Source organism: Streptomyces europaeiscabiei (genome assembly GCF_036346855.1).
GTDB classification, from domain to species: Bacteria; Actinomycetota; Actinomycetes; order Streptomycetales; family Streptomycetaceae; genus Streptomyces; species Streptomyces europaeiscabiei.
The window spans coordinates 7,429,901-7,455,999 of the sequence record NZ_CP107841.1 but is presented as its reverse complement, the minus strand read 5'-3'; the positions used below and the strand labels follow the sequence as shown (position 1 = coordinate 7,455,999).

Sequence of the window (26,099 nt, the reverse complement as noted above, 5' to 3'; positions counted from 1 at the left end):
GGGCCACACCCCGCGTGGACCGGTGTGCACGCGCGCGTGACTGGGCCGAGATCCAGGAACGGATGCTGGTACCGCTGTACGAGGCCGTCCACCGGCGGCTCGACGTCGGCACCGGCACCCGACTGCTCGGCCTCGGCTGCGGGTCCGGCCTCGCGCTGTTGATGGCTGCGTCGCGGGGCGCCGCGGTCACCGGCGTCGACTCGGGGACCCCCGAGAGAACCGCACTCGCGCGGGAGCGGCTGCAGACGGAGGCATGGGCCACGCGCGCGCGTGGCGGCGCTCGGGTCGTCGAAGGCGTCCCCGAGGACGCGGCCCGCACCCCCGGTGACCCGCTGTACAACCTGGTGACCGCCTTCGAGCCGATCGGCTGTCTGGCCGGGGACTCCGAGGGCCTCGGTGAACTGCTCGCCTCGGCGACCCCGCTCGCGGAACGCGGCACCCCCGTGGTCCTCGCCGGCTGGGGCCCGCCGGAACGCTGCACCACGTCCGCCGTGCTCCGTGTGGCCACGAAGCTCGCCGATCCCCTGCGCAGTGCGGGCAGTTGGCGCCCGGCACTGCGGGACGACCTGGAGGAGGTCGCCCAGCGGGCCGGCCTGAAGCCGGACGGTTCCGGACGCGTGGCCTGCCCCTTCGGGTACGCCAACGTGGACAACGCGGTCCGGGGGCTGTTGTCGACCGGCCTGTTCGACGCGGCGATCGGGGCCACCGACCAGGCACAGGTGGACAAGGAACTGACCGAGGCCCTGCACCCGCACCGCCGCCGGGACGGCACGGTGTGGATGCCGAACGTGTTCCGTTACCTGATCGCACGGACGCGCTGAGGACTCGGGGCGCGTCTCGACGGCTTGACCAGTCCCTGAGCGCTTCGGTCGGCCCCTGAGCACTTCGAGGAGCCCCCGAGCGCTTTCGGGCAGTCACTGAGCGCTTCGGGGCACCCCGATCGCTTCGGGGAGCCCCCGAGGAGGTCTTCGAGACTTCTTCCGATGCGGGTGTGAATGGTGTGAAGAAAGCGGGTCGGTAGCGCTTTCGCTTGGCCAAGTGCCGCACGGCACCCATAGCCTGACGCATCGTCCAGGGGAACAACACATCTGCGTACGGGAGTTGCCACCGCAAGCACCACGAGCGACACCACACTCATGCCGTCCACGCACACGGCACCCGGCGCCGCGCGCCCGGCCACACCCCCCGGCCGGTCACGCGGCGTCCGGCATGAGGCCGGTCAGCCCATGAACTTCTTGAACTCGTCCGGCAGCTCGAAGTCCTGCGGGGCCGGCTGACCCGGCAGTCCGAGGGCACCACCCTGGGCACCGGCAGCCCGGCGTGCGGCCTCCTCCTGCTCCTGCTGCTTGCGCTTCATCGGGTTGCCGGAGCGCTGCTTGCCCTTGGCCTGCTTGGGCTGCTTCTTGCTGCGGCCGGGGCCACCACCCATGCCGGGCATACCCGGCATTCCGGGCATGCCGCCGCCCTGGGCCATGCGGGACATCATCTTGCGGGCTTCGAAGAACCGCTCGACAAGGTTCTTCACCGCGCTGACCTCGACGCCCGAACCCTTGGCGATACGGGCACGGCGCGAGCCGTTGATGATCGTCGGTTCCTGGCGCTCACCCGGCGTCATCGATTTGATGATCGCGGCGGTGCGGTCGACATCACGCTCGTCGATGTTGTTGATCTGGTCCTTGATCTGCCCCATGCCGGGCAGCATGCCGAGCAGCTTGCTGATGCTGCCCATCTTCCTGACCTGCTCCATCTGGGCCAGGAAGTCGTCGAGGGTGAAGTCCTGCCCCTTCTTGGACGCCAGCTTGGAGGCCATTTTCTGGGCCTCTTCCTGGCTGAACGTCTTCTCCGCCTGCTCGATCAGGGTGAGCAGGTCACCCATGTCGAGGATGCGGGAGGCCATCCGGTCGGGGTGGAACGCGTCGAACTCGTCGAGCTTCTCGCCGTTCGACGCGAACATGATCGGCTTGCCGGTGACCGAGGCGATCGACAGGGCGGCACCACCGCGGGCGTCACCGTCGAGCTTGGAGAGGACCACACCGTCGAAACCGACGCCGTCCCGGAAGGCCTCGGCCGTGTTGACGGCGTCCTGACCGATCATCGCGTCGACGACGAAGAGGATCTCGTCCGGGGAGACCGCGTCCCGGATGTCGGCGGCCTGCTGCATCATCTCCCGGTCGATGCCCAGGCGGCCCGCGGTGTCGACGACCACGATGTCGTGGACCTTCGACTTGGCGAACTCGATGGAGTCCTTGGCGACCTTGACCGGGTCACCCACGCCGTTGCCCGGCTCCGGGGCGTAGACCGCGACGCCCGCGCGCTCGGCGACGACGCTGAGCTGGTTCACCGCGTTGGGGCGCTGGAGGTCACAGGCGACGAGGAGCGGCGAGTGGCCCTGCTCCTTCAGCCAGCGGCCCAGCTTGCCCGCGAGGGTCGTCTTACCGGCACCCTGCAGACCGGCGAGCATGATCACGGTCGGCGGGTTCTTGGCGAAGCGCAGGCGGCGGGTCTCGCCGCCGAGGATCGCGACCAGCTCCTCATTGACAATCTTGAGGACCTGCTGGGCGGGGTTGAGCGCCTTGGAGACGTCGGCGCCGAGCGCCCGCTCCTTGACGTTCTTGATGAAGCCCCGGACGACCGGCAGCGCGACGTCCGCTTCCAGGAGCGCGATGCGGATCTCGCGCGCCGTGGCGTCGATGTCCGCCTCGGAGAGGCGCCCCTTGCCGCGCAGGTTCTTGAAAGTCGCTGAGAGGCGATCGGAGAGCGTATCGAACACGGCGGTGTCGGTCCTCGGAGTCGGGGGCAGTCTGGGTCGCCCTCCAGGGTATCTGTCTGGGTGTGTTCGGGTCTCCACCCCTGTGGATAGTGGTGACGGAACCCTCCCCCGCACGGGCACGGGCGGAGGGGCGGGCACGGGACACCCGAACCCGTGCCCGCCCCTCTGTCCGTGCCCGTCACGTTCAGCCGCGCAGCATCTCCTCCAGCTTCCGCGCCACGGACGCCGCCTCGTCGCCCGGCAGGGGCGCCCCCTGCGACCCGGTCACGTAGAAGGCGTCCACGGCGTTGGCGCCCAGCGTGCTGACATGCGCACTGCGCACCCGTACGTGCGCGTCCTCCAGGGCGCGCCCGATCCGGTGGAGCAGCCCGGGGGCGTCCTGGGCACGGACCTCGATGACCGTGGCGTGCCGGGAGGCCGCCCCGGCCACCGTGACGCGCGGCGGCGGCGCGACGACGCCCCGCCGCCGGGGATAGGCAGCATCCCGCTCGGCCAGCCGCCCCGCGATGTCCAGCGACCCGTCCAGGGCCCGTACGAGGTCCGCACGGAGCCGGGCCGCCTGGGGCAGCGAGCCGTACTCGGCGGCCACCCGCCAGTTCAGCAGCAGTACCGAGCCCTCGACGCCGTCCGGGAGGTCGAACGTCCCGAGTTCGGCCGTACGCACGGTCAGCCGGTGCAGGGCGAGCACACCGGCGACCGCAGGCAGCACGCCCGCCTGGTCGGGTACGGCGATGAGGAGTTCCACGCCGAGCGGCTCGGGGTCTGCCTTCTCGTCCTTCTCCTCGGCGGCGGCCTCCGTCTGCGCGCGCAGTGACAGCACCGGTCCGCCCGTGCGGAACGCCTCGATGGCCAGCCGCTCCTGCTCGGCACTGGTCTCGCCGGGCTGCGGCTCCTGCGGGATGTCCCCGGCGAACAGCGCGTCGACCCGCTGGACCAGCTCGGACACGAGCGAGGCACGCCACGACGACCAGGCGGCGGGCCCGGTGGCCAGCGCGTCCGACTCGGTCAGCGCGTGCAGCAGTTCGAGCGTGCCCGGCGATCCGACGGCGTCGGCCACGGACCGGACGGTGGCCGGGTCCTCCAGGTCGCGCCGGGTGGCCGTGTCGACGAGCAGCAGGTGGTGGCGGACGAGGGTGGCGAGCACCGCCACGTCGTCGCGGTCGAAGCCGATCCGGGCCGCCACGTCCTTGGCGATGATCTCGCCGGCGACGGAGTGGTCGCCGGGCCAGCCCTTGCCGATGTCGTGGAGCAGCGCGGCGACCAGCAGGAGGTCGGGCCGGTGCACCCGGCGGGTCATCTCGGAGGCCTGGACCGCGGTCTCGATGAGGTGCCGGTCGACGGTCCAGATGTGCACGGCGTTGCGCTGCGGCCGGCAGCGCACCCGCTCCCAGTCGGGCAGCAGGTGCGTGATGAGGCCCTCGGCCTCCAGTGCCTCCCAGACGTCAACGGTCGGGCGCCCGGAACCCAGCAGGGTGACCAGCTGCTCACGCGCCTCGGCGGGCCAGGGCGTAGGCAGCGGCCGGGCTGCCGCCGCCAGGCGTCGTACGGCGTGCAGGGACAGCGGCAGTCCGGCCTGGGCGGCAGCGGCGGCGGCGCGCAGGGGAAGCACGGGGTCCCGGTCGGGCTTGGCCGCCCGTGCGAGCACGACCTCGCCGTCCTGCTCGACCACGCCCTCGGCCAGCGGCGACCGCTCGGGGGCGGGCTTCGCCCCGCCGAGCATGGCGCGCAGCCGGGGCCGTACCGCGCGCGACCGCAGCACGCGCCCCACTTCACGCCAGGTCACATCACTGGCGTACGAGATGACCCGCGCGGCCTCGTACACCTGGCGCAGCAAGGTGTCGGCGTCCAGCAGTCCCAGCTCGGCGGCGACCTGGTCCTGTTCCTGGAGCGCGAGCCGGTCGGTCGCGCGCCCGGTGGCGAGGTGCAGCGCGTCCCGTACGTCGAGGAGCCGGCGCCGGGCGTCGGCGAGCCCCTCGCGCGGGGCGTCGGCGAGCCAGGAGGCGGCGACGGCGCGCAGGGCGGTGGCGTCACGCAGCCCGCCACGCGCCTCCTTGAGGTCGGGTTCCAGCAGGTACTGCAGCTCCCCCTGCCGCTCGGCCCGCTCGGTGCACAGCTCCTGGAGTTCCGGGAGGCGTTTGGGCGCCTGGTTGCGCCAGTCGGCGAGGACGGCGGTCCGTAGCCCGGCGGTCAGGCCCAGATCACCCGCGATGTGCCGGGCGTCCAGCAGCCCCAGCTGCACCTTGAGGTCCTCGCCGGCGGTCTTGCGCGCCTCGGCGGGGGTGCGCACGGAGTGGTCGAGGGCCAGCCCCAGGTCCCAGACGGGGTACCAGATGCGGTCGGCCAACGCGGCCACCGCCCGCTCGTCGGACCCGTCGTGCAGGAGCAGCAGATCGAGATCGCTGCGGGGCGAGAGTTCACCGCGCCCGTATCCCCCGACGGCGACCAGCGAGGCCCCGCGCAGTTCGTTGGCACCCGCGCCGAACAGTCCCGCGAGCCAGTCGTCGGTCAACTCGGCCAGGGCCGAACGGCGCGGCGGCCCGGACTGCGCCTCCTCCTGGAGGAGGCGCAGCCGGGCCGCCGCATAACCGCTGGGTCCCGAGTCCTCTGCATCCGTACGTACGTCCGTACTCGTCACCCAGCGACTCCTGTTCTTCTCTTCGATCAGAGCGCGTCCGGGCCGCGCTCGCCGGTCCGGACCCGAACGGCCGTCTCGACCGGGAGGGACCAGACCTTGCCGTCACCGATCTTGCCGGTGCGGGCGGCCTTGACGATGACGTCGATCAGCTGTTCGGCGTCGTCGTCCTCGGCGAGCACCTCGATACGGATCTTGGGAACCAGATCGACCGTGTACTCGGCACCCCGGTACACCTCCGTGTGGCCCCGCTGCCGACCGTACCCACTGGCCTCGGTCACCGTAAGACCGTGCACCCCGAAGGCCTGCAGGGCTTCCTTGATCTCGTCCAGCCGGTGCGGCTTGACGACCGCGGTGATCAGCTTCATGCCTCGACCTTCTTGCTCTCAGGGGCAGCGACGCTGCTCGTGCTGGCGGAGATGTGCGAACCGGCGGCCGAGGAGAAGTCGTACGCGGTCTCGGCGTGCAGGGCCTGGTCGACACCGGTGACCTCGTCCTCCTCGGACGCCCGGAAGCCGATCGTCTTCTGGATGGCGAAGGCGATGATCCACGTCACCACGAAGGTGTAGCCCATGACGGAGAAGGCACCCGTGGCCTGCTTGCCGAACTGGTCCCAGCCGCCTACCTCGGTGGCGAGGAAGCCGACCATCAGGGTGCCGATGACACCGCCGACCAGGTGGACGCCGACGACGTCGAGGGAGTCGTCGTAGCCGAGCTTGTACTTGAGGCTGACGGCCCAGGAGCAGACGGCACCGGCGACGATGCCGATCAGGATGGCGCCGAAGGCGTTGACGTGACCGCCGGACGGGGTGATCGCGACGAGGCCCGCGACGGCACCGGAGCAGGCACCGAGGGTGGTGAACGCACCGTGACGGATGCGCTCGTAGATCAGCCAGCCGATGATGGCGGCGGCGGTCGCGATCTGCGTGTTGATCGCCATGCGGGCGGTCGTGCCGTCGACACCGAGCCAGGAGCCGGCGTTGAAGCCGAACCAGCCGAACCACAGCAGGGCGGTGCCGATCATGACCAGCGGCAGGCTGTGCGGCCGCATCGGGTCCTTCTTGAAGCCGATCCGCTTGCCCACGACGAGGACCGCGGCGAGCGCGCCGATACCGGCGTTGATGTGGACCGCGGTACCACCGGCGAAGTCGATGACGCCCAGCTCGAAGAGCCAGCCGCCCGGCGCCCAGACCCAGTGCGCGACCGGGAAGTACACCAGGGTGACCCAGAACGCGATGAAGATCATCCAGGCGCTGAACTTGACGCGGTCGGCCAGCGCACCGCTCATCAGGGCCGGGGTGATGACCGCGAACAGCATCTGGAAGAGGATGAAGGCGAACGCGGCGATCTGGTGCGGCTTGTCGCCGGCGCCGAGGACGAAGCTGTCGACCGTGCTGGTGACGTCGATGCCCTTGAGGCCGATCGCGTCCAGGTTGCCGATGAAGCCGCCCTGGTCACCGCTGAAGGCGAGCGAGTAGCCGTACAGCACCCACAGGATGCTGACGATGCCCAGCGAGATGAAGGACATCATCAGCATGTTCAGCACGCTCTTGGCACGGACCATGCCGCCGTAGAAGAGCGCCAGGCCCGGCGTCATCACCATGACGAGCGCCGCACTGATCAATACGAATCCGGTATCTGTGCCGTTCAATGCCGGTATCTCCTCGTGGTCGGAACGGCCCGTGCGGATGCGGAAGCTTGGGAGCTATCGGGGAGGGCCGACTGTGCTGAGGAGACTGACGCAGCACCGTTTCACGGGGAGTTTGGAAATGTTTCCCGGATGTGACGAAGGCACCCATCACGTTACAGACAGGTGAAACGTGAATCTCGGAGGATTAGTCCCGTGTGGGGCCCAGCCTCTGTGGGGCCCTCGGCGGATAACGGTTTCGTATCCGATGGAACTTCCGGTGGAACCTCCCGGAACGGACCGACCACGGCAGACCATCCGATGACCTGGCATGGGGGAGCCGAGTCGGGCAGTCGGGATGGCCGGCCGCGGCCGGAGTACGAGTGGGCCCGCGTACGCCGGGCCCGGTCAGACCGCCTCGGCGGTCTCGGGGAGGTGGACGGCGAGCTGCTCGGTGAGGTCGACGATCTCGGCAAGACCGTCGAAATCGCGTACGGCCGTGTCGACGGTCTTTCGGATACGGGTGTTGACGCGCTCGGAACGCACCTTCTTCGCGGTTTCCATGGCCTGCTTGGCCATGACCGCCCCCTGCTCCGGCTCACGCTGGAGCAGGTGCACGGTGGCCATGCCGATGAGGTTCAGCGCGTACGACCGCTGGTGTTCGGTGTCCGTGGAGAAGAGCTCGACGGCCCGGCGCATCACGGGCTCGGCGAGCGACGCGTAGGCGGGGCTGCGGCCTGCGACATAGGCGAGGTCGCGGTAGGAGTGGGAGTTCTCTCCGTGCAGCTCCGCCTCGTTGAAGAAACGGATCCAGTCGGGGTCCGGGTCGTCCCACTCCTCGACGTCGGAGAAGACGTCCTCGGCCATCCGGACGGCCCGTTTGCACTTTCCGGGCTGGCCCATGTTGGCGTAGGCCCGGGCCTCCATCGCATACAGCATCGACTGGGTGCGCGGGCTCGCGCACTCGCGGCTGCCGTACTGGGCGAGATGGATCAGTTCGAGGGCGTCGTCGGGCCGGCCGAGGTGGATCATCTGGCGGCTCATGCTGGACAGGACGTACGAGCCGAGGGGCTTGTCGCCCGCCTCCTTTGCCGCGTGGAGGGCGAGGACGAAGTACTTCTGGGCGGTGGGCTGGAGGCCGATGTCGTAGCTCATCCAGCCGGCCAGCTCGGCCAGCTCGGCGGCGACCTTGAACAGCCGCCGCGTGGTGGCCTCGGGCTGCGGTTCCTGGAGGAGGTCGGTCACCTCGTGGAGCTGGCCGACGACCGCCTTGCGGCGCAGACCGCCGCCGCACTGGGCGTCCCACTGCCGGAACATCACCGTGGTGGACTCCAGGAGGTCCAGCTCCGGTTTGGAGAGCCGGCCGGCGCGGCGGGCGGCGGGCGACGGCTCGGGCTCCGCGCGCGGGGCGGGTGGCGCGGGGACGAGCCAGCGCTGCATCGGCTCGATGAGGGCCGGGCCCGCGGAGAGGGCGAGCGAGCTCCCGAGGAAGCCGCGCCGCGCCAGCATCAGGTCGCTGCGCGAGAACTCGCTGATCAGCGCCACGGTCTGCGGGCCCGTCCAGGGCAGGTCGACACCGGAGACGGACGGGGCCTGGTGGGCCGCGCGCAGTCCCAGGTCCTCCACGGCGACGACACAGCCGAACCGCTCGGAGAACAGCTCGGACAGGATCCGCGGGATCGGCTCGCGCGGGTTCTCCCCGTCGAGCCAACGCCGTACGCGCGAGGTGTCGGTGGAGATGTGGTTGGCGCCGAGCTGACGGGCCCGTCGGTTCACCTGCCGGGCGAGCTCGCCCTTGGACCAGCCGCTGCGGACGAACCACGAGCCCAGCAGTTCGTTCGGGCGCTTCTCAGCGTTCGTGCCGCTTCCGCCGTTGCCGCCCACTGGAACGCCCCCATCCCTGAAACCACCTGTGCGCTGTGTGCGCCAAGCCCTAACAGAATGCCGGTTACCACGCCGTACGTCCGACCCTCGTCACCCATCGAACGGAAAGACGACTTGCCTCCGGCATACCCACGAGCGCAAACATCCCCAGGCCTCGTGCACTCAAAGTAATCCTACGATCACGCGTCCGGCCACGGTGATTCCAGAAACGCCACCATTCGCCACCCCTTCGAATGAACTCACGGTCGCCTGTACGCGATTCACTTGACACAAGACGGCCGGGAGTGGGCGGAGTGATGCATTCAGGGGCGCGCGTCGTCGACCGCACCACCCTGAATGCCGCAGTGCGCCTCCCATGCGGAAGCAGAGCGTCGCATTCCGACTCCGTCGCGTAACCACCGGCGCGCTGGACCCGTTGGAGGGGGCATGGGCTTCACGATCGGCGGCATTCGGGAGATGCGATCCGGCACGCGTCGGCGCGGCCGTTCCTCGGAATGCACGGCCGTGGCCGAGTTCACCGGCCTCTGGGGATGGGACGTCGTCCCCGGCGCACGGACGGCTTCGGGCGCGTGTTCGTGCGGCAGGACCACCTGCTCCGCGCCCGGCGCGCATCCACTCGGCTTCGCGCCTCCCGTCCGCGCCGGAGCGACGCTCGACGAGGTGACCGAGGCCTGGACCGAGTTCCCCGGTGCCTCCGTGATGCTGCCGGTGGGCCGGTCCTTCGACGTGATCGAGGTCGCCGAGTCCGCGGGCCGTCACGCGCTCGTCCGCCTCGAACGCATGGGCCTCCCCGTCGGCCCCGTGATCGCCACCCCCGAGGGCCGCACCCAGTTCTTCGTCGCCCCGGGCGCCGCCGCCGAGCTGTCCACACTGCTCTACCGCATGGGCTGGGACGACCCGTCCTCCCTCGACCTGCGCGGCCTCGGCCCCGGCAGCCATGTCACGGCCCCGCCCTCCGACCGTGGTGGCCTCGGTCCGGTCCGTTGGCTCCGCTCCCCCGCCCTCGACTCGGCGACGAAGCCACCGGCCGCGCGGCTGCTGCTGGGGACCTTGGCGTACGTGGCCCACCGGTCCCGCGCATAGCGGCACCCTCGGATACGCACACAGCGAAGCGCCCGTCCCCGACTGCACTTCGGGGGCGGGCGCTTCCAGCACCCCACCTACCAGTTCTCGGAGGTGGGTCTGTGCGGTTATTCGCCGATAAGTGCATCCACGAACGCCTCCGGCTCGAAGGGCGCCAGGTCGTCCGCGCCCTCTCCCAGGCCGACGAGCTTGACGGGTACGCCCAGCTCGCGCTGGACGGCGATGACGATGCCGCCCTTCGCGGTGCCGTCGAGCTTGGTGAGGACGATGCCGGTGATGTCGACGACCTCGGCGAAGACACGGGCCTGGACGAGACCGTTCTGACCGGTGGTGGCGTCGAGGACGAGCAGGATCTCGTCCAGCGGCGCGTGCTTCTCCACTACGCGCTTGACCTTGCCCAGCTCGTCCATGAGGCCGGTCTTGGTGTGCAGTCGGCCGGCGGTGTCGATGAGGACGACGTCGGCGCCCTCCTCGATGCCCTCCTTGACGGCGTCGAAGGCGATGGACGCCGGGTCGCCGCCCTCGGGACCGCGCACGGTACGGGCGCCGACCCGCTCTCCCCAGGTCTGCAGCTGGTCGGCGGCGGCGGCGCGGAAGGTGTCCGCGGCGCCGAGGACGACGTTCTTGCCGTCGGCGACGAGGACGCGGGCGAGCTTGCCGGTGGTGGTGGTCTTGCCGGTGCCGTTGACGCCGACGACCATCACGATGCCCGGGGTGTCCAGCGGCGAGTCGGTGTTGACCACACGGTCGAACTCGGGGACGAGGATCTGCAGCAGCTCCTCGCGCAGGAGTGTGCGCAGCTCGGCCGGGGTACGGGTGCCGAGCACCTTCACCCGCTCGCGCAGTCGTTCGACCAGCTCCTGGGTGGGCTGGACGCCGACGTCGGCGGTGAGGAGGGTGTCCTCGATCTCCTCCCAGGTGTCGTCGTCGAGGTGCTCGCGCGAGAGCAGCGTGAGCAGCCCCTTGCCGAGCGCGTTCTGCGAGCGGGAGAGCCGGGCACGCAGTCGCACCAGGCGGCCGGCGGCCGGCTCCGGGATCTCGATCTCGGGGACGGCCGGCGGTTCCTCGACGGCGACGGGTGCCGGCGCCGTGCCGTGGGGGAGATCCACCTCCTCGATCGTTCGGCGCGGTTCGTCGCGCGGCGTCTCGGCCTCGTCGCCGACATGCGGCTCGGCCGGGGGTGCGGTGATGTCGGGTGTCGTGGGGGGCGCCGGGGGCAGCGACTTCTTCTTGCGGCCGCCTACGACGAGCCCGCCCAGCACGCCGAGCACGACCACGGCGATGACTACAGCAAGGATGAGTTCCATAACCGCTCCAGTATGCGTGACCTCCCGCCCGACGGTCCGTCGCCCACGTGGGGCCGACACCCCACCGGGCCGGTTCCGACCCGGCCGGCGCCGATCGCGTAGGACTCGATCGCTCACCGAGCGGCCCAGCGGCGTCGGGCGGGATTCCCCGCACACGGAGGGGGAGGGTGCAGAACGGGACCAGTGGCGGAGAGTCCCGCCGGGTACACGACGAAGCGCCCCCGGGGTGTGTGACGGCCCAGGCAGTGGGTCGCCGCACACTCCCTCCCCTCTAGAAACCTGACACATCGTCAGCTAACGTCCCCCTCCACAGCCGCCCGAAGGGGGTCCCCATGCCCGTCACGGTCGTCCGTTTCAACCTGGTAGAGCCCGGCGCCACTCCCGCCTCGCTCCGGACCCGCTACCGGGCCGCCGTCGAGATGGCCGCGTACGCCGATGAGCGGGGCATCAGTACCGTGCAGACGGAGGAGCACCACGGCGTCGAGAACAACTGGCTGCCGTCGCCGTTCGTCTTCGCGGGGGCGGTGTTCGGGGCCACCCGGCGCATCGCGGTCACGGTGTCGGCGATGATCGGGCCGCTGCACGACCCGCTGCGGCTGGCCGAGGACATCGCCGTACTGGATCTGGTGAGCGGCGGACGGCTGGTGACCGTCGCCGGGATCGGGTACCGGCCGGAGGAGTACGCGCAGTTCGACGTCGACTGGAAGAGCCGTGGAAGGCTCCAGGACGAGGTGTTGGAGACGCTGCTCCGGGCATGGACCGGTGAGCCGTTCGCCTACCGGGGGCGCACGGTCCGGGTCACCCCGCGTCCGGGCACCGAACCGCATCCGCTGCTGCTGGTCGGCGGCTCCTCGAAGGCCGCGGCCCGCCGGGCGGCCCGCCTCGGGCTCCCCTTCTTCCCGAGCGCACATCTGCCGGAGCTGGAGGCGTACTACAAGGAGCGGCTCGTCGAGTACGGCACCGAGGGGTGGACGATGATGCCCGCCGCCGAGACCCCGTTGCTGCACGTGGCGGAGGATCCGGACCGGGCGTGGGCCGAGTACGGCGGGCACTTCCTGCACGAGGCGCGGACGTACGCCTCCTGGCAGTCGGCCGGCATCCGGTCGGCCGTGCGGTCGGGGGCGTCGACGGTCGGGGAGTTGCGCGCGGAAGGCGTGTACCGGATCGTCACCCCGGACGAGTGCGTGGCTCTGGGCCTGGACAACTACGTCCTGCATCCACTGGCCGGCGGGATGCCGGTCGAGGAGGGGTGGCGTGGGCTCCGTCTGTTCGCCGAGCGGGTGCTGCCGCGCCTCGACGGCTGACCGTCCCGCCTCGCACTCCGGTGAACCGCCGTCCCGGCCCGCTCGGAGGACGGGCCGGGACGGCTGAGGGGTACGGGGATGGCGGCAACGGGGACTCTCGCCCCCCTTCTCGGATCCTCGGACCCTGGGAGGTGCACGGCCGACGGCTCAGCCCATCTCCTCCAGCGTCTTGCCCTTCGTCTCCTTCACGAACCTCAGGACGAAGGGGATGGAGAGCGCCGCGAAGACCGTGTAGATCATGTAGGTCACCGAGAGGTTCCAGTCGGCCAGGGACGGGAAGCTCGCGGTGATGGCCCAGTTGGCGATCCACTGCGCGGACGCGGCCACGCCCAGGGCGGCGGCACGGATCCTGTTCGGGAACATCTCACCGAGCATGACCCAGACGACGACTCCCCAGGAAAGGGCGAAGAAGAGGACGAAGACGTGGGCGGCGATCAGCGCGACCCAGCCCTGTGTGGCGGGGAGCTTGCCGTCGACGAGGTCGAAGGAGAAGGCCCAGGCCTCCAGGGCGAGGCCGACGACCATGCCGACGGAGCCGATGAGAGCGAGCGGCTTGCGGCCGATGCGGTCCACGAAGATCATCGCGATGACGGTGCCGACGATGTTGATGATCGAGGTCGTGAAGGAGTAGAAGAACGACTCGGCCGGGTCGACACCGACGGACTGCCACAGCGTCGCGGAGTAGTAGAAGGCGACGTTGATGCCGACGAACTGCTGGAAGACCGACAGGCCGATGCCGATCCAGACGATCGGCTTGAAGAGGAAACCGCCGCCGAGCAGGTCCTTGAAGGTCGACTTGTGCTCGCTGTGCATGGCCGACTCGATCTCGGCGACCCTGGCGTCCAGGTCGACGTCCTTGCCCTCGACCTCGGCGAGCACCTCGCGGGCGCGCTCGTCCTTGCCGACGGAGATCAGGAAGCGCGGGGACTCGGGGATCGCGAAGGAGAGCAGGCCGTACAGCACGGCCGGGACGACCATGACGCCGAGCATGATCTGCCAGGCCTCCAGGCCGAGCAGCTCACCGCGCTGGTCTCCGCCGGCAGCGTTCAGGATGCCCCAGTTGACCAGCTGGGAGATGGCGATGCCGACGACGATCGCGGCCTGCTGGAACGAACCGAGCCGTCCCCGGTACGCGGGCGGGGCGACCTCGGCGATGTAGGCGGGGCCGATGACGGACGCCATGCCGATGGCGAAGCCGCCGACGATCCGCCAGAAGGCGAGGTCGTACAGCGCGAAGGGGAGCGCCGAGCCGACGGCGCTGACCGTGAAGAGGGCGGCCGCGATCTGCATGCACCGGATGCGGCCGATGCGGTCGGCTATCCGGCCGGCCGTGGCCGCGCCGACGGCGCAGCCGATCAGCGCGACGGCGATGACCTGCGCCAGCGCCGTGGAGCCGATGTCGTAGCGGTGCCGGATGGCTTCGACGGCGCCGTTGATCACGGCGCTGTCGTAGCCGAAGAGGAAACCGCCCATCGCGGCCGCCGCCGCGATGAAGATCACGTGCGAGAGATGGTCGGGCTGGGGGACCCGCACTCGCGTCCTGGGTGCCTGCGCACTGCTGGTCACGTCTGTACTCCTCGGACCACCGGCAACGTTGCCGACGTGGGGGGAACCTTTAACTTGAAGGCAAAAGCAACATTCCAGAGACTATGCCTTCAAGTTTTGCAGTCAAGAGGGGGTACTTCGTTGCCCGGAGACGAGGTTCGTCACATTGCGTTCAATTCTTGAAGAAATGGCAGGACTGCAGACCCGGGGCGTGGGAACTGTGCGACCAGCCCCGCCTACCCGCACCCGGAAGCGACTAACGCAGCCTCTGACTGATGACCTTCGACACGCCGTCACCCTGCATCGACACGCCGTACAACGCGTCGGCGACTTCCATCGTCCGCTTCTGATGGGTGATCACGATGAGCTGCGACACCTCCTGCAGCTCCTGCATGATCCGGATCAGCCGCTGCAGGTTGGTGTCGTCGAGCGCCGCCTCGACCTCGTCCATCACATAGAACGGGCTGGGCCGCGCCTTGAAGATCGACACGAGCATGGCGACGGCGGTCAGCGACCGCTCACCACCGGAGAGCAGTGACAGCCGCTTGACCTTCTTGCCCGGCGGCCGGGCCTCGACGTCGACGCCGGTGGTCAGCATGTTGTCCGGGTCGGTGAGGATCAGCCGCCCCTCACCTCCGGGAAAGAGCCGACCGAAGACACCATCGAACTCCCGTGCGGTGTCCCAGAAGGCCTCGGCGAACACCTGCTCGACCCGTTCGTCGACCTCCTTCACCACCTGGAGCAGATCGGCGCGGGTCTTCTTCAGGTCCTCCAGCTGCTCACTGAGGAACTTGTGCCGCTCCTCCAGGGCCGCGAACTCCTCCAGCGCCAGCGGATTGACCTTGCCGAGCTGCTGGTACGCCCGCTCGGCCGCCCTGAGCCGCTTCTCCTGCTCGGCACGGTGGAACGTCTTCGGCTGATTGCGGGGGTGTTCCGGGTCCTCCGGCAGCTCCTCCCCGTCGGCAGGAGGCGACGGCGGTACGAGCTGGTCGGGCCCGTACTCCGTGATCAGCCCTTCCGGCTCGACGCCCAGCTCCTCCAGCGCCTTGCTCTCCAACTGCTCGATCCGCATCCGCTTCTCGGCGCCGAGCACCTCGCCCCGGTGTACGGAGTCGGTCAGCTTGTCCAGCTCGGCCTTGAGGTCGCGCCCCTCGCCACGGGCCTGCGCAAGCTCCTGCTCCCTGCGTGCCTTGGCGGCGTCGGCGGCGGTGCGTTCCTTCTCCGCGCGGGCGAGGGAGACCTCGACGTGGCGGAGCAGCTGTCGGGCACCGGACGCGACGGCCTCCGCCACGGCCGCCTCGTGCCGCAGCCGCGCCCTGCGCTGCTCGGCCCGCGCCCGCGCCTCGCGCTCGGCGCGCGCGGCCCGGTCGAGCGAGTCCGCGCGCCCCGCGAGCCCCTTGACCCGCTCCTCGTGCGTCCGCACCTGAAGCCGGGCCTCCATCTCGGTCTGGCGCGCGTTGGCCCCGTCCGCCGCGAGCCGATCGCGTACGGAGGTGTCCGGCTCCTCCTCGACGGGCATCTCCTCGGCCACCGCAAGCCGTTCGGCCAGCTCCTCGGCCTCCTGTACCGCCTTGTCCAGCGCCTCCTGAGCGCGTGCGGCGGCGGCCGTGGACCGCTCGGCCTCCCCCGCGGCGCCCCTCGCCTGCCCGGCCAGCCGACCGAGCTGCTGGGCGACCGCGGACTTCTCCCGCTCGGCGGCCCGGCGCCGCTCCCCCAGCTCCTCCACGAGGCCGGCCCGTTCGCGCCGCGACTCGACCGCGCTGTACTGGGCCTCGGCCAGCTCCTCACACCGTACGGCCAGTTCCGCCAGCTCGGCCGCCGCCTCGTCGACGGAGGCCTGCACCTCCAGCAGACTCGGCGCCCCGGCGGATCCGCCGTGCGCGAAGTGCGCCCCGAGCAGGTCGCCTTCGGCGGTGACGGCGGTGAGATCGGGGCGCGCGTAGACGAGGTCCTCGGCGTCTTCGAGGGTGTCGACCACGACGACGCGGTGCAGCAGGCGGCGTACGGCCGGCATGAGGTCCGACGGGCCGCGGACGAGGTCGGCTGCGAGTCGCCCGGCAGGGGGCGTGTGCAGCGGCCGCCGCTCGGCTGCGGGTTCGTCGTGGCCGGGCACGCGGTTCCCCACGCCCCTGTCGAGCGCGGATGTGGCGTCCTCCGGCGCCCCCGCCAGCAGCAGTGCCGCCCGGCCCGCGTCCTGTTTCCGGAGCAGCCGGATGGCCTCGGCGGCCGAGGCGGGCGTGGTCACGGCGATGGCGTCCGCCGCCGCGCCGAAGGCGGCGGCCAGGGCGACCTCGTGGCCCGGGGCGACCGTCAGGAGTTCGGCGGCCGGACCCAGGACCCCACCGAGCCGGTCCTTCGCGGTGAGCAACGCCCCCGTGCCGTCCTTGCGGCGCAGGCCCAGCGCGAGGGCTTCGTGGCGGGCCTGAGTGGCGGCGCGGCGGCGTTCGGCGGTGGTGGTGGCGTCGCGGGCGGCGGTGAGAGTGGACTCGGCCTCGGCCAGGGCGCGCTTCGCGGCGTCGTGCCGCTCGGCCAGTTCGGTGTCGTCGGCGTCGAGGCCGTCGACCTCGGCCTTCAGCGCCTCGTACTCCTCGTGGGCGGTGACCGCGCGTTCCTGAGCCTCGTCGCGGGCGGCTGCGAGACGGTCGATCTCGGCCTGGGCGGAGGCCGCGCGGGAGCGGGCGGCGTTGACCTGGCCGTTCAGCCGGGCGAGGCTCTCGCGGCGGTCGGCGATGGAGCGGGCGACATCCTTCAGCCGGCGTTCCTCGACGGTCAGTTCGCGCTCCAGCTCGGCGCGGTGCTCGACCGTGTCCTCCAGTGCGTGCTCGGCCGCCTCCAGGGCAGCTTCGAGCTCGGCCTCCTGTTCGCGGATGCGGGCAGCCTCGCGCTCCATGTCCTCCGGGTCACGGCCGCGCCGCTCCTCGGGGGGCGCGGAGGTGGCGCTCTTGATCCGGGCGTCGGCCAAGGAGATCGTGCCGCGCACCCGTTCGGCGAGCTGCGACAGCTCGTACCAGGTCTCCTGGGCCCGCCGGAGGCGCGGAGCCAGCCGTCGTACCTCGCCCTCAAGGAGCGCCTCCCGTTGGAGCGCCTTCCTCAGTTCGGCCTCGGCGGCGTCCTTGCGCTGCTTCAGCGCGGCCTCGTCTGCGACCTCGGTGCGAAGCGCCGCGTGGAGTCGCACGAGATCGTCGGCCAGCAGCCTCAGCCGTGCGTCCCGCAGATCCGCCTGGATGACGGCGGCCCGGCGGGCGACGGCGGCCTGGCGGCCCAGCGGCTTGAGCTGGCGGCGGAGTTCGTCGGTGAGGTCCTGGACGCGGGCCAGGTTGGCCTGCATGGCGTCCAGTTTCCGCAGCGCCTTCTCCTTGCGCTTGCGGTGCTTGAGGACGCCGGCGGCCTCCTCGATGAAGGCGCGGCGGCCCATGGGGTCGGCGTGCAGGACGGAGTCGAGCCGGCCCTGGCCGACGATCACGTGCATCTCACGGCCGATGCCGGAGTCGGAGAGCAGGTCCTGGATGTCGAGGAGGCGGCAGGTGTCGCCGTTGATCTGGTACTCGCTGCCACCGTTGCGGAACATGATCCGCGTGATCGTGACCTCGGAGTACTCGATGGGGAGGGCCCCGTCGGAGTTGTCGATGGTCAGGGACACCTCGGCGCGGCCGAGCGGGGGGCGCCCGGTGGTGCCGGCGAAGATGACGTCCTCCATCTTGCCGCCGCGCAGCGACTTCGCGCCCTGTTCGCCCATGACCCAGCTGAGCGCGTCCACGACGTTGGACTTGCCCGAGCCGTTCGGTCCGACGACGCACGTGATGCCCGGCTCGAAGCGGAGCGTGGTCGCCGAGGCGAACGATTTGAACCCGCGGAGGGTCAGGGCCTTGAGGTGCACGCCGCCGGACTCTACCTTCCGGCCTTGTCCCACTCCATGAACGCGCGGTTTCGCACATGAACGTGCAGGGCACATCAGACGTTGAAGAGTGTGGGGGAACTCGGGAGTTCGGGGGGAAAGAAAGAAGGGACGCCTCTAGAGAAGGCGTCCCTTGCAGATCTGACAACGTAGCGGCTGATACGAGCAGCCCAACCACTGCTGTCTGTCGTGGTGCGATGCAGTGATCAGGTGAGCGCAGGCTCCGCCTGGCGTGCGTCGAGCTCCATGAGCGAGTCGTGAGAAGCGGCAGCCGTCAGCGCGTCGTTCTCCGCCTGGATTCGTCCGAGTTCGGATTCCAGGTCCTGGACACGCTGCTGGAGCCGTCGCATCTCGGCGAGGAGTCGCGGGTCGGAGCCGCCGACGTAACCGAGAAGCGCCTTTGCCATGATGGATGGTCCTCCACACTGAGTGACCGACCGAAGCGGTGTGGGTCGTGAGGGAATCGCACCCGCGATGCTTGGCACTGTTGAGTTTTACTGCCGTTCTCCATGCCAAACAGCTAAGGTGCGCGGGGTTGCTTTTAGCGTCTCACCAAAAAGTTTGACGGTCAACACGATCACGCCCCGCATCGGCGGGCACCCCACTGCCGCGCAGCCCTGAGGGGGCGACGCTGCGGCACTTCCGGGACCTCTCCTGGCCGGCGGAGCGAGGGGATCATCCTTTCTTCGGAGCGTGCCATGACAAACCCGTCTTGGCAATCACCTGCACATTTCTGGTTTGTGCATGCTCCTGGCATATGACGGTGGCGTGCCCCTCCACTCTCGCCCAGCCGGCTTCACCGAAGGGCGTCAGCGGATGGCGAAGCCGTCGTAGCCTCCTCGTGGTGTGTCCCAGATCTCGGTGACGCCGTCCACGCGCCCGGGCGTGTCGTCGCCCTGGAGCCACTCCAGGAGCCCTTGGCACGCCTCGCGGGGGCCCTCGGCGACCACCTGGACCCGTCCGTCGGCCAAATTGAGAGCAAAACCACTCAGTCCACCGGTCTCCAGCGCCCGAGCCCGGGTGAACCAGCGGAAACCCACCCCTTGCACCCGTCCACGCACCCAGACGACCAGCCGTACATCCTCACTCATGGCTGCACGCTAACGGGCCAATGTCCCTCGGGTCTCTCCCTCCCCTGGCGCCATGCTGTACCGTCCCCACCCAATGAATCTCATATGAAACTCACCCCTTCGTGTGAGGTTCGTGAAGGCGACGATCACAACGTTGACGACATCTCCAACGTTGACCGCAGGACACGCAAGGACGAGGAAGGCCAAGACATGGGACGCCACCGACGCTCCGCCGCCGGCCGCGCCGCCAGGGGGGGGCGCGCCGGGGTCACCGACACGGGCTTCGCTCCCGAGGAGCCCCACTACGGCCCGGAGAACCTGTACGGGTTCGCCGCTGTCCTGGAGGCCGACGCCCAGGCCGCGTCGCGCGGCGGTGGTTCGCGCCGCCGTAAGAAGCGGACCGTGACTCCCGTGAAGACCGGCCTGCTCGGCGTCTCCGCCGCCGTCGCCCTCGGTACCGTCGCGGTCGCCACCGGGGTGCTCCCGGGTGGCGACAAGTACGCGGTCAGCGGGGGCAGCAGCAACGAGACGGTGGTTCCCGTCGGCCAGCCGACGGGTGCGGCGACCCAGCAGGGCGGTACGGACGGCGCCGCGCAGGAACAGCGCGAGGACGAGTCCACCAGCCGTGACGCCGAGCGCGAGGCCTCGCCGTCGAACAGCCCGTCCCCCTCGAAGAAGCCGTCCGAGAAGAAGCCCTCCGACAAGGCGGGCAAGGACTCCGGCTCGGAGAAGGCCAGGACGCCGTCCGCCGAGCCCACCAAGGAGAAGGACAAGGAGAAGACCACTCCCCCGGTGGAGATCTCCGTGGAGACCCAGGCCGAGGCCGCGGTCCTCCTGCTGGTCAACGAGGAGCGGGCCAAGGCGGGCTGCAGCCCGGTGGCGGCCGACAGCGATCTGGCGAAGCTGGCCGAGACCTTCAGCGAGGACATGGCCCTCCGCAGCTTCTTCGACCACACCAACCCCGACGGCGAGGACCCGTGGGACCGAGCCGCGGCCCTCGGGATCACCGGCCTGGGCGGCGAGAACATCGCCCGCGGCCAGGCCACCGCCGAGGCGGTCATGGAGGCCTGGATGAACAGCCCCGGCCACAAGGCGAACATCCTGAACTGCGACTTCAAGACCCTCGGCGTCGGTGTCCACCTGGGCGACGGCGGACCGTGGTGGACACAGGACTTCGGCTACTAGACACCACCCGAGAGAGCCTGCACTAACCAAGAGTTAGTGCAACCTTCTGGTTAGCGCTGCGTCGGAGTATCCTCGGGACATGGAAACAGCCGCGCACACCGCCGTGACGCCCGCGCAGGCCTCCGCGGGCGCGGACGCCTTGGACCTCGACGAGCTCGCTTTCGACGTGTTCGCCAGGAACTGTCCGTCGCGGGGCACCCTGGAACACGTCACGGGCCGCTGGGGCGTGCTGACGATGAGTGCCCTGCACGAGGGATCGCTCCGCTTCAACGAGTTGCGTCGTCGCGTCGACGGCGTCAGCGAGAAGATGCTCTCCCAGACCCTGCACGCCCTGGAGCGGGACGGCCTGGTCCACCGCGAGGCCCAGCCCACCAACCCGCCCCGCGTCGACTACACCCTCACCCCGCTCGGCCGCGAGGTCTCCGAGCGCCTGCTGTCCCTCATCACCTGTGTGGAGGACCGCATGGAGGACGTGCTCCGGGCCCGCGAGCGTTACGACGAGACGCGCGGCGCCCGCTGACACGTGGGGCAGAAGTAGCTGGACCGGTTCATCCAGGGCCGTCGGCGCATCGGCGTGGCACAGCGGCGGCAGGGCAGCCCCTCGCGGCCGTACGCGTCCAGCGACCGGTCGAAGTACCCCGACTCGCCGTTCACGTTGACGTAGAGGCTGTCGAAGCTCGTGCCGCCCACCGCGAGCGCCGCGTTCATCACGTCCCGTACGTGGCCCAGGAGTTCGGTGGTGCGGGGGCGGGTGAAACCGGCGGTGGGGCGCTCGTAGTGGATGCGCGAGCGCCAAAGCGCCTCGTCGGCATAGATGTTGCCCACCCCGCTGATCAACGACTGGTCGAGCAGGGCCCGTTTGATGGTCGTCCGCTTCCGTCGCAGCGCCTGGTGGAAGGCCTCCGCGTCGAACAGCGGGTCGAGAGGGTCGCGGGCGATGTGCGCGATGACGTCCGGCAGGCCCTCGGGGGTGGTGTCGTGCAACGACAGTCCGCCGAAGGTGCGTTGGTCGACGAAGCGGAGTTCGGTGCGGAGGTCGTCCGCGAAGCGGACGCGGATCCTGAGGTGCTTCTCGTCGGCCGTGTCGTACGGCTGCACGAGCAGCTGGCCGCTCATGCCGAGGTGGGCAAGGACGGCGATGCCGGTGTCCTCCACGGGCAGCCACAGGTACTTGCCGCGCCGGCTGGGCTCCCCGATGCGGTGGCCCTTCAACCGGAGCGCGAAGTCCTCGGGGCCGGCCAGGTGCCGGCGGATCGCGCGTGGGTGCAGCACGTCGACATCGGCGACGGTGCGGTGGGCCACCCAGCGCTCCAGACCCCGCCGTACGACCTCGACCTCGGGGAGTTCGGGCACGGGGTCCTCCGGAGGTTGGGCGGGGGATGGGGGTGATGTCGTGGGGCTGCTGCGGGTGCTTCTTGGCTGGTCGCGCAGTTCCCCGCGGCCCTGAAAGATCAGGGGGCGCCCCCAGGTTTTTCAGGGGTGCGGGGAACTGCGCGAGCAACCACGAACGACCTGCACGCACCCGCGGACCGCAGCCGCCCCCTCATCCCTCAGCGGGGGTCGGGGGCGGCCTCGGGCAGGTGGCGCCCGCCATCAGGCAGACGCGGTGTCCGAAGGTGCGGTGTCCGAAGGTGCGGTGTCCGAAGGAGTCTCGGCGGATTCTTCGGGCAGAGCCGCGGCCTGAGCCGCCGCCTTCGCCCGCTCGTCCGCCGCGGAGCGGATCGCGAGCCAGGCGGACTCGGCCGCCTGCTGCTCCGCTTCCTTCTTGCTGCGGCCGGTGCCGGTGCCGTACGAGACGCCTCCGACGCGGGCGGCAGCTGTGAAGGTCTTCTCGTGGTCGGGTCCGGTCTCCGTGACCAGGTACTCGGGCACGCCGAGCCCCTCGGTCGCGGTGAGCTCCTGGAGACTGGTCTTCCAGTCCAGGCCGGCTCCGAGGTTCGAAGACTTCTCGATCAGCGGGTCGAACAGGCGGTGTACCAGCTCCGCCGCCGAGTCGAGCCCCTGGTCGAGATAGACCGCACCGATCACCGCTTCGAGGGTGTCGGCGAGGATGGATGCCTTGTCCCGGCCACCCGTGCCCTCTTCACCGCGGCCGAGCCGGATGAAGGAGCCGAGGTCGAGCCCACGGCCCACCTCCGCCAGCGCACGAGAATTGACCACCGCGGCCCGCAGCTTGGCCAGTTGGCCTTCGGGCAGGTCGGGGTGGGTGCGATACAGCGTGTCCGTGACCACGAGGCCGAGGACGGAGTCCCCGAGGAACTCCAGGCGCTCGTTGGTGGGCAGACCGCCGTTCTCGTACGCGTACGAACGGTGGGTCAGTGCACGCACCAGAAGGGCGGACTCGAGCCGGTAGCCGAGCCGCCCTTCCAGAAGCGTGTGGGACGAGGCTGTGTTCTCCGCCTTTTTCTTGGCGTTGGTCTCCGCCTTGGCGTCAGACATAGAGCCTCTCACCAGCCGCTCAGACCTCGAGGACCTGGCGCTTGTTGTAGGTGCCGCAAGACGGGCACGCGATGTGCTGCAGCTTGGGCTCGTGGCAGCGCTCGCACGCAACCAGGGTGGGGACCGCAGCCTTCCACTGCGACCGGCGGTGGCGCGTGTTGCTGCGCGACATCTTCCGCTTCGGAACAGCCACGGCTACTTCTCCTGCTTCTCGTCGACGTGCGCTGATGGAAGCGCGCCGCCGCTCAACTCGTCCTTCTCGCCATCTTCGAGTGAACCGGCGAGTCCCTGCAGTGCCGCCCAACGGATGTCGACGGCGTCGTGGTGGTGGTCCGGGTCGTCCGCCAGCCGTACTCCGCACTGGGAGCACAGGCCGGGGCAGTCGTCCTGGCACACCGGCTGCATCGGCAGTGCGAGCACCACCGCATCACGCAGCACCGGTTCGAGGTCGAACAAACCGTCCTCGAGGAAGAGCATGTCCTCGTCGTCCTCGGCGTCGGTGTCGGGCTCCGCGATCACGCGGCCCCGCTCATCGGCGTCGGGGTACGAGAACATCTCCTGGAAGTCCGCTTCGAGTTCGAGCTCCAGCGGCTCCAGACACCTTACGCACTCCCCCTTGGCCTGTGCACGGGCGGCGCCTGTGACAAGCACCCCTTCCATGACCGACTCCAGACGGAGTTCGAGCTCCATCGGGGCGCCTTCCGGCACTCCGACGACCCCCTTGATCCCGAGGTCCTGCGGAGCGTCGATCGAACGCGTCAGGCGCTGTTGCGCACCGGGCCGCCGACCCAGCTCGTGCGTGTCGAACACGAGGGGGTTGCGATGGTCGAGGCGGGCGTTCAGAGCCATTTCTGCTTTCGGTCTTCGGTACTGGTGGGAAGAGGGCGCAGCCCTTGGTGTTCCGGGCAGCGCTCGATCGCGGGCGTCTGTTGCGGACAGCATGAACGCACGCACGACCGAAGAGCCAGGATACTGGACCTTTCGCTCTCGGCCCAATCCGCTGTCAGCGGCCCTGTTCGTAGCGGCGCAACTGCTCCGCCGTGATCATGGTCGTGTCGAAGAGGCTGGTCTCGTCGAGCACGTTCGCCTGCGGCTGCGCGTACCCCTGCTGGTCCTGCACGTGGTCCTGCGCGTGGTCCTGCCCATGGTCCTGGTGCCCCTGGTTCGGGTCGTACGCCGGCTGCTGCGGATAGCCGGCGGCGTACGGGTCGGCCTGCTGGTAGCCGTAGGGGTCGGCGGCCTGCTGAGGCTGGGCGTACTGCTGCTGATAGCCGCCGTACGGATCCTGCTGGTACGCCGTCGCCTGGTACGCGTCCTGCTGCCCGCCGTACGACTGCTGCTCCGGCACCGACCGGGACTGCTGGGCGGGGTTGTCGGAGAGGTCGGCGAGCCCGGCCAGGTAGTCTGCGTCGCTCGTGAGCTGCTGGGAGGTGCCGTCGCCGGTCAGGGAGAGGGCTCCGAGGTCGTCGGTGGCGATGCGGCCGTGGAGCTTCTGGCGGCCTCGCCCGACGGCCTCCAGGGTCTTGGCGAGGACCGCCTCGAAGGCGCCGAGCTTGGCGTCCACGTAGGCGTCCGCGTCGCGGCGCAGGGTCTCGGGGTCGTGGCTGCGCTCGGGGGCGTCCTCGTCCTCGTAGCCCTGCTCGTCGAGGCCGGGGCCCGTGCCGAGGAGCTTCTCGCGGCCGCGGCCCACCGAACCGAGGGTCTTGGTGAGGACGACCTCGAAGTTGGCGAGCTTGGAGTCGACGTAGTCGTCGGCCTCGGCGCGGACCTCCTCGGCCTCCTGGCGGGCCTCGCCCAGGATGCGGTCGGCCTCGTTCTGGGAACGGCGGGCGACCTCGGTGTCGGAGATCAGGGAGCCGCGCTCGGCGTGCGCGTGCTCGATGATCCGCTCGGCCTCCAGGCGGGCCCGCTCGACCATGTGGTCACGGTCGCCGATCAGTTCCCGTGCCTGGGCGAGGGAGTCGGGCAGGGCCGCGCGCAGTTCGTCGAACAGGGAGAGCAGCTCGGCGCGGTTGACCACGCACGAGGCCGACATGGGCATGGATCGGGCGCCCGAGACCACCGAGACGATCTCGTCGAGCTTCTTCTGCACGTCCACCGTGTGGTCCACCGTGTGCTCGCCACTCTCTACGACTGTGTTGAAAACGGTCGGGTCGACTGTACGGCCAGCGGGGGACCTGCGTCCGCTCAGTCCTGCTTCAGGCGCTCACCGAGGGCTTCGAGGACGAGCGGGGGCACCAGGTGGGAGACGTCGCCGCCCCAGGTCGCGACCTCCTTGACCAGGGAGGACGACAGGAAGCTGTAGGTGGGGTTGGTGGGGACGAAGAGGGTCTCCACGCCCGACAGGCCGATGTTCATCTGGGCCATCTGCAGCTCGTAGTCGAAGTCGCTGACCGCGCGCAGGCCCTTGACGATCGCCGGGATGTCGCGCTGCTTGCAGAAGTCGACGAGCAGGCCGTGGAAGGCCTCCACGCGTACGTTCGCGTACTCGGTGGTGACCTGGCGGATCAGCTCCATCCGCTCCTCGACCTCGAAGAGGCCTTTCTTGGACTTGTTGATCATCACCGCGACATAGACCTCGTCGTACAACTTGGAGGCGCGGCCAATGATGTCGAGGTGTCCGTTGGTGACGGGGTCGAACGACCCGGGGCAGACGGCACGGCGCACTTGGGCTCCCTCGCTCTCCGGTCCGGTCATCGTGCGTCTTCGCACGTAGAGGCGGCGCGACCGTACCAAAACGTTCCCTCGCCGTAGCGACGGGCCCTGATGGCTTCGAAACCGGTCGGCCAGGCGAACTCACCGCCTCTGGTGCTGCGCTCCACGGTGACGAGGGCTTCGTCTCCGAGCCAGCCCCCGGTACGGAGTGTGAGCAGGATCTCGCGAAGATCGTCGTCCGGGACGGCGTACGGAGGGTCGAGGAAGACGAGGTCGTACGGTTCGTCCGGCGCCGGGCCCTGGATGATCTGCTCCGCTTTGCCCGGTCTCACCTCGGCGCCGGGGAGGCCGAGCGATCCGACGTTGTCCCGGATCGTTCGGGCTGCGCGGGCGTCGGCCTCCACGAGGAGGGTGTGGGCGGCGCCTCGGGAGAGGGCCTCCAGGCCGACCGCGCCCGAGCCGGCGTACAGGTCGAGGACCCGTTCGCCGTCCAGGGGGCCGCCGAGGAGTGATTGCCAGGTGGAGAAGAGGCCCTCGCGTGCGCGGTCGGAGGTGGGGCGGGTTCCGGTGCCGGGGGGTACCGAGAGGCGACGTCCGCCGGCCTTGCCGGCGATCACGCGGGTCATCGTGGGTCCTTGTTCGAGGGCGTGGTCACGGGTCCAGTTTGGCAGTCGGAGGTGGGGGGTGCTTCTGCCTCGTGGAC

General features: G+C 70.1%; 22 protein-coding genes. 5 read left to right on the top strand and 17 right to left on the bottom strand.

The genetic code is table 11. The features are described 5' to 3' along the window. The first annotated feature begins 62 nt into the window (after positions 1-62). The gene (locus tag OG858_RS32715; protein ID WP_319066695.1) at positions 63-821 is read left to right on the top strand and encodes an SAM-dependent methyltransferase; all 759 of its coding nucleotides are present in this window, start codon (positions 63-65) and stop codon (positions 819-821) included. A 398-nt stretch (positions 822-1,219) separates the two neighbouring features. Here OG858_RS32715 and ffh read toward each other — a convergent pair whose 3' ends face one another. From ffh to nsdA, 5 genes are all read right to left on the bottom strand, one after another. Continuing rightward, positions 1,220-2,770 carry a signal recognition particle protein gene (ffh, locus tag OG858_RS32710; RefSeq protein WP_319066694.1) on the bottom strand — a complete coding sequence of 517 codons (1,551 nt, stop codon included), beginning with the start codon at positions 2,768-2,770 and terminating at the stop codon, positions 1,220-1,222. A 184-nt stretch (positions 2,771-2,954) separates the two neighbouring features. Next, entirely contained in the window at positions 2,955-5,405 is a 2,451-nt protein-coding gene (locus OG858_RS32705) for a [protein-PII] uridylyltransferase (protein WP_086746540.1), read from the bottom strand. 26 nt (positions 5,406-5,431) lie between these two features. Continuing rightward, a complete protein-coding gene (locus tag OG858_RS32700; RefSeq protein ID WP_003997576.1) occupies positions 5,432-5,770 on the bottom strand; it encodes a P-II family nitrogen regulator in 339 nt (112 codons plus the stop codon). Continuing rightward, the gene (locus OG858_RS32695; protein WP_086746539.1) at positions 5,767-7,053 is read right to left on the bottom strand and encodes an ammonium transporter; all 1,287 of its coding nucleotides are present in this window, start codon (positions 7,051-7,053) and stop codon (positions 5,767-5,769) included. The genes OG858_RS32700 and OG858_RS32695 overlap by 4 nt, the downstream gene beginning before the upstream one ends. 384 nt (positions 7,054-7,437) lie before the next feature. Next, the gene (nsdA, locus tag OG858_RS32690; protein WP_086746538.1) at positions 7,438-8,913 is read right to left on the bottom strand and encodes a transcriptional repressor NsdA; all 1,476 of its coding nucleotides are present in this window, start codon (positions 8,911-8,913) and stop codon (positions 7,438-7,440) included. Between the two features lie 426 nt (positions 8,914-9,339). Here nsdA and OG858_RS32685 point away from each other — a divergent pair, with 426 nt between their 5' ends. Further along, complete coding sequence (locus OG858_RS32685; protein WP_086746537.1) at positions 9,340-9,996, top strand: bifunctional DNA primase/polymerase; 657 nt, start codon at positions 9,340-9,342, stop codon at positions 9,994-9,996. Between the two features lie 107 nt (positions 9,997-10,103). Here the strand turns inward: OG858_RS32685 and ftsY are convergent, their stop codons facing one another. Then, positions 10,104-11,303, bottom strand: coding sequence for a signal recognition particle-docking protein FtsY (ftsY, locus tag OG858_RS32680; RefSeq protein ID WP_319066692.1), 1,200 nt, complete (start codon positions 11,301-11,303; stop codon positions 10,104-10,106). Positions 11,304-11,635: 332 nt separating this feature from the next. On the opposite strand from ftsY, the gene OG858_RS32675 reads away from it, so the two are divergent. Continuing rightward, the gene (locus OG858_RS32675; RefSeq protein WP_319066691.1) at positions 11,636-12,607 is read left to right on the top strand and encodes an LLM class flavin-dependent oxidoreductase; all 972 of its coding nucleotides are present in this window, start codon (positions 11,636-11,638) and stop codon (positions 12,605-12,607) included. A gap of 147 nt (positions 12,608-12,754) precedes the next feature. Here OG858_RS32675 and OG858_RS32670 read toward each other — a convergent pair whose 3' ends face one another. From OG858_RS32670 to OG858_RS32655, 4 genes are all read right to left on the bottom strand, one after another. Then, positions 12,755-14,173, bottom strand: a complete 1,419-nt coding sequence (locus OG858_RS32670) for a sugar porter family MFS transporter (protein ID WP_086748228.1) — start codon at positions 14,171-14,173, stop codon at positions 12,755-12,757. Positions 14,174-14,408: 235 nt separating this feature from the next. Further along, positions 14,409-18,029, bottom strand: coding sequence for a chromosome segregation protein SMC (smc, locus tag OG858_RS32665; protein ID WP_328544194.1), 3,621 nt, complete (start codon positions 18,027-18,029; stop codon positions 14,409-14,411). A gap of 224 nt (positions 18,030-18,253) precedes the next feature. Further along, on the bottom strand, positions 18,254-18,454 hold the full coding sequence (locus tag OG858_RS32660) for a hypothetical protein (protein ID WP_005479841.1): 201 nt from the start codon (positions 18,452-18,454) through the stop codon (positions 18,254-18,256). A 402-nt stretch (positions 18,455-18,856) separates the two neighbouring features. Continuing rightward, positions 18,857-19,138 (bottom strand): acylphosphatase, encoded by a 282-nt coding sequence (locus OG858_RS32655; RefSeq protein ID WP_046704867.1) that lies wholly within the window; start codon positions 19,136-19,138, stop codon positions 18,857-18,859. Positions 19,139-19,327: 189 nt separating this feature from the next. Between OG858_RS32655 and OG858_RS32650 the strand changes: the two genes are divergently transcribed. Next, positions 19,328-20,302 carry a CAP domain-containing protein gene (locus tag OG858_RS32650; RefSeq protein ID WP_319066689.1) on the top strand — a complete coding sequence of 325 codons (975 nt, stop codon included), beginning with the start codon at positions 19,328-19,330 and terminating at the stop codon, positions 20,300-20,302. Between the two features lie 79 nt (positions 20,303-20,381). Further along, positions 20,382-20,822: a winged helix-turn-helix transcriptional regulator gene (locus OG858_RS32645; protein WP_086748230.1), complete on the top strand. Its 441-nt coding sequence runs from the start codon at positions 20,382-20,384 to the stop codon at positions 20,820-20,822. On the opposite strand, the gene mutM is transcribed toward OG858_RS32645, so the two are convergent. The 7 genes from mutM to rsmD form a co-directional block, all read right to left on the bottom strand. Further along, on the bottom strand, positions 20,795-21,655 hold the full coding sequence (mutM, locus tag OG858_RS32640) for a bifunctional DNA-formamidopyrimidine glycosylase/DNA-(apurinic or apyrimidinic site) lyase (RefSeq protein ID WP_319066688.1): 861 nt from the start codon (positions 21,653-21,655) through the stop codon (positions 20,795-20,797). The genes OG858_RS32645 and mutM overlap by 28 nt on opposite strands. 240 nt (positions 21,656-21,895) lie before the next feature. Further along, positions 21,896-22,741 carry a ribonuclease III gene (gene rnc / locus OG858_RS32635; protein ID WP_319266423.1) on the bottom strand — a complete coding sequence of 282 codons (846 nt, stop codon included), beginning with the start codon at positions 22,739-22,741 and terminating at the stop codon, positions 21,896-21,898. A 19-nt stretch (positions 22,742-22,760) separates the two neighbouring features. Further along, complete coding sequence (gene rpmF, locus OG858_RS32630; RefSeq protein ID WP_007493396.1) at positions 22,761-22,934, bottom strand: 50S ribosomal protein L32; 174 nt, start codon at positions 22,932-22,934, stop codon at positions 22,761-22,763. A 2-nt stretch (positions 22,935-22,936) separates the two neighbouring features. Then, positions 22,937-23,590: a YceD family protein gene (locus tag OG858_RS32625; protein ID WP_327724959.1), complete on the bottom strand. Its 654-nt coding sequence runs from the start codon at positions 23,588-23,590 to the stop codon at positions 22,937-22,939. Between the two features lie 154 nt (positions 23,591-23,744). Then, the gene (locus OG858_RS32620; protein ID WP_327726079.1) at positions 23,745-24,839 is read right to left on the bottom strand and encodes a cell division initiation protein; all 1,095 of its coding nucleotides are present in this window, start codon (positions 24,837-24,839) and stop codon (positions 23,745-23,747) included. An 89-nt stretch (positions 24,840-24,928) separates the two neighbouring features. Next, a complete protein-coding gene (gene coaD / locus OG858_RS32615) occupies positions 24,929-25,408 on the bottom strand; it encodes a pantetheine-phosphate adenylyltransferase (RefSeq protein ID WP_037695960.1) in 480 nt (159 codons plus the stop codon). 26 nt (positions 25,409-25,434) lie between these two features. Further along, positions 25,435-26,022, bottom strand: a complete 588-nt coding sequence (gene rsmD, locus OG858_RS32610) for a 16S rRNA (guanine(966)-N(2))-methyltransferase RsmD (RefSeq protein WP_086751371.1) — start codon at positions 26,020-26,022, stop codon at positions 25,435-25,437. Positions 26,023-26,099: the final 77 nt, after the last annotated feature.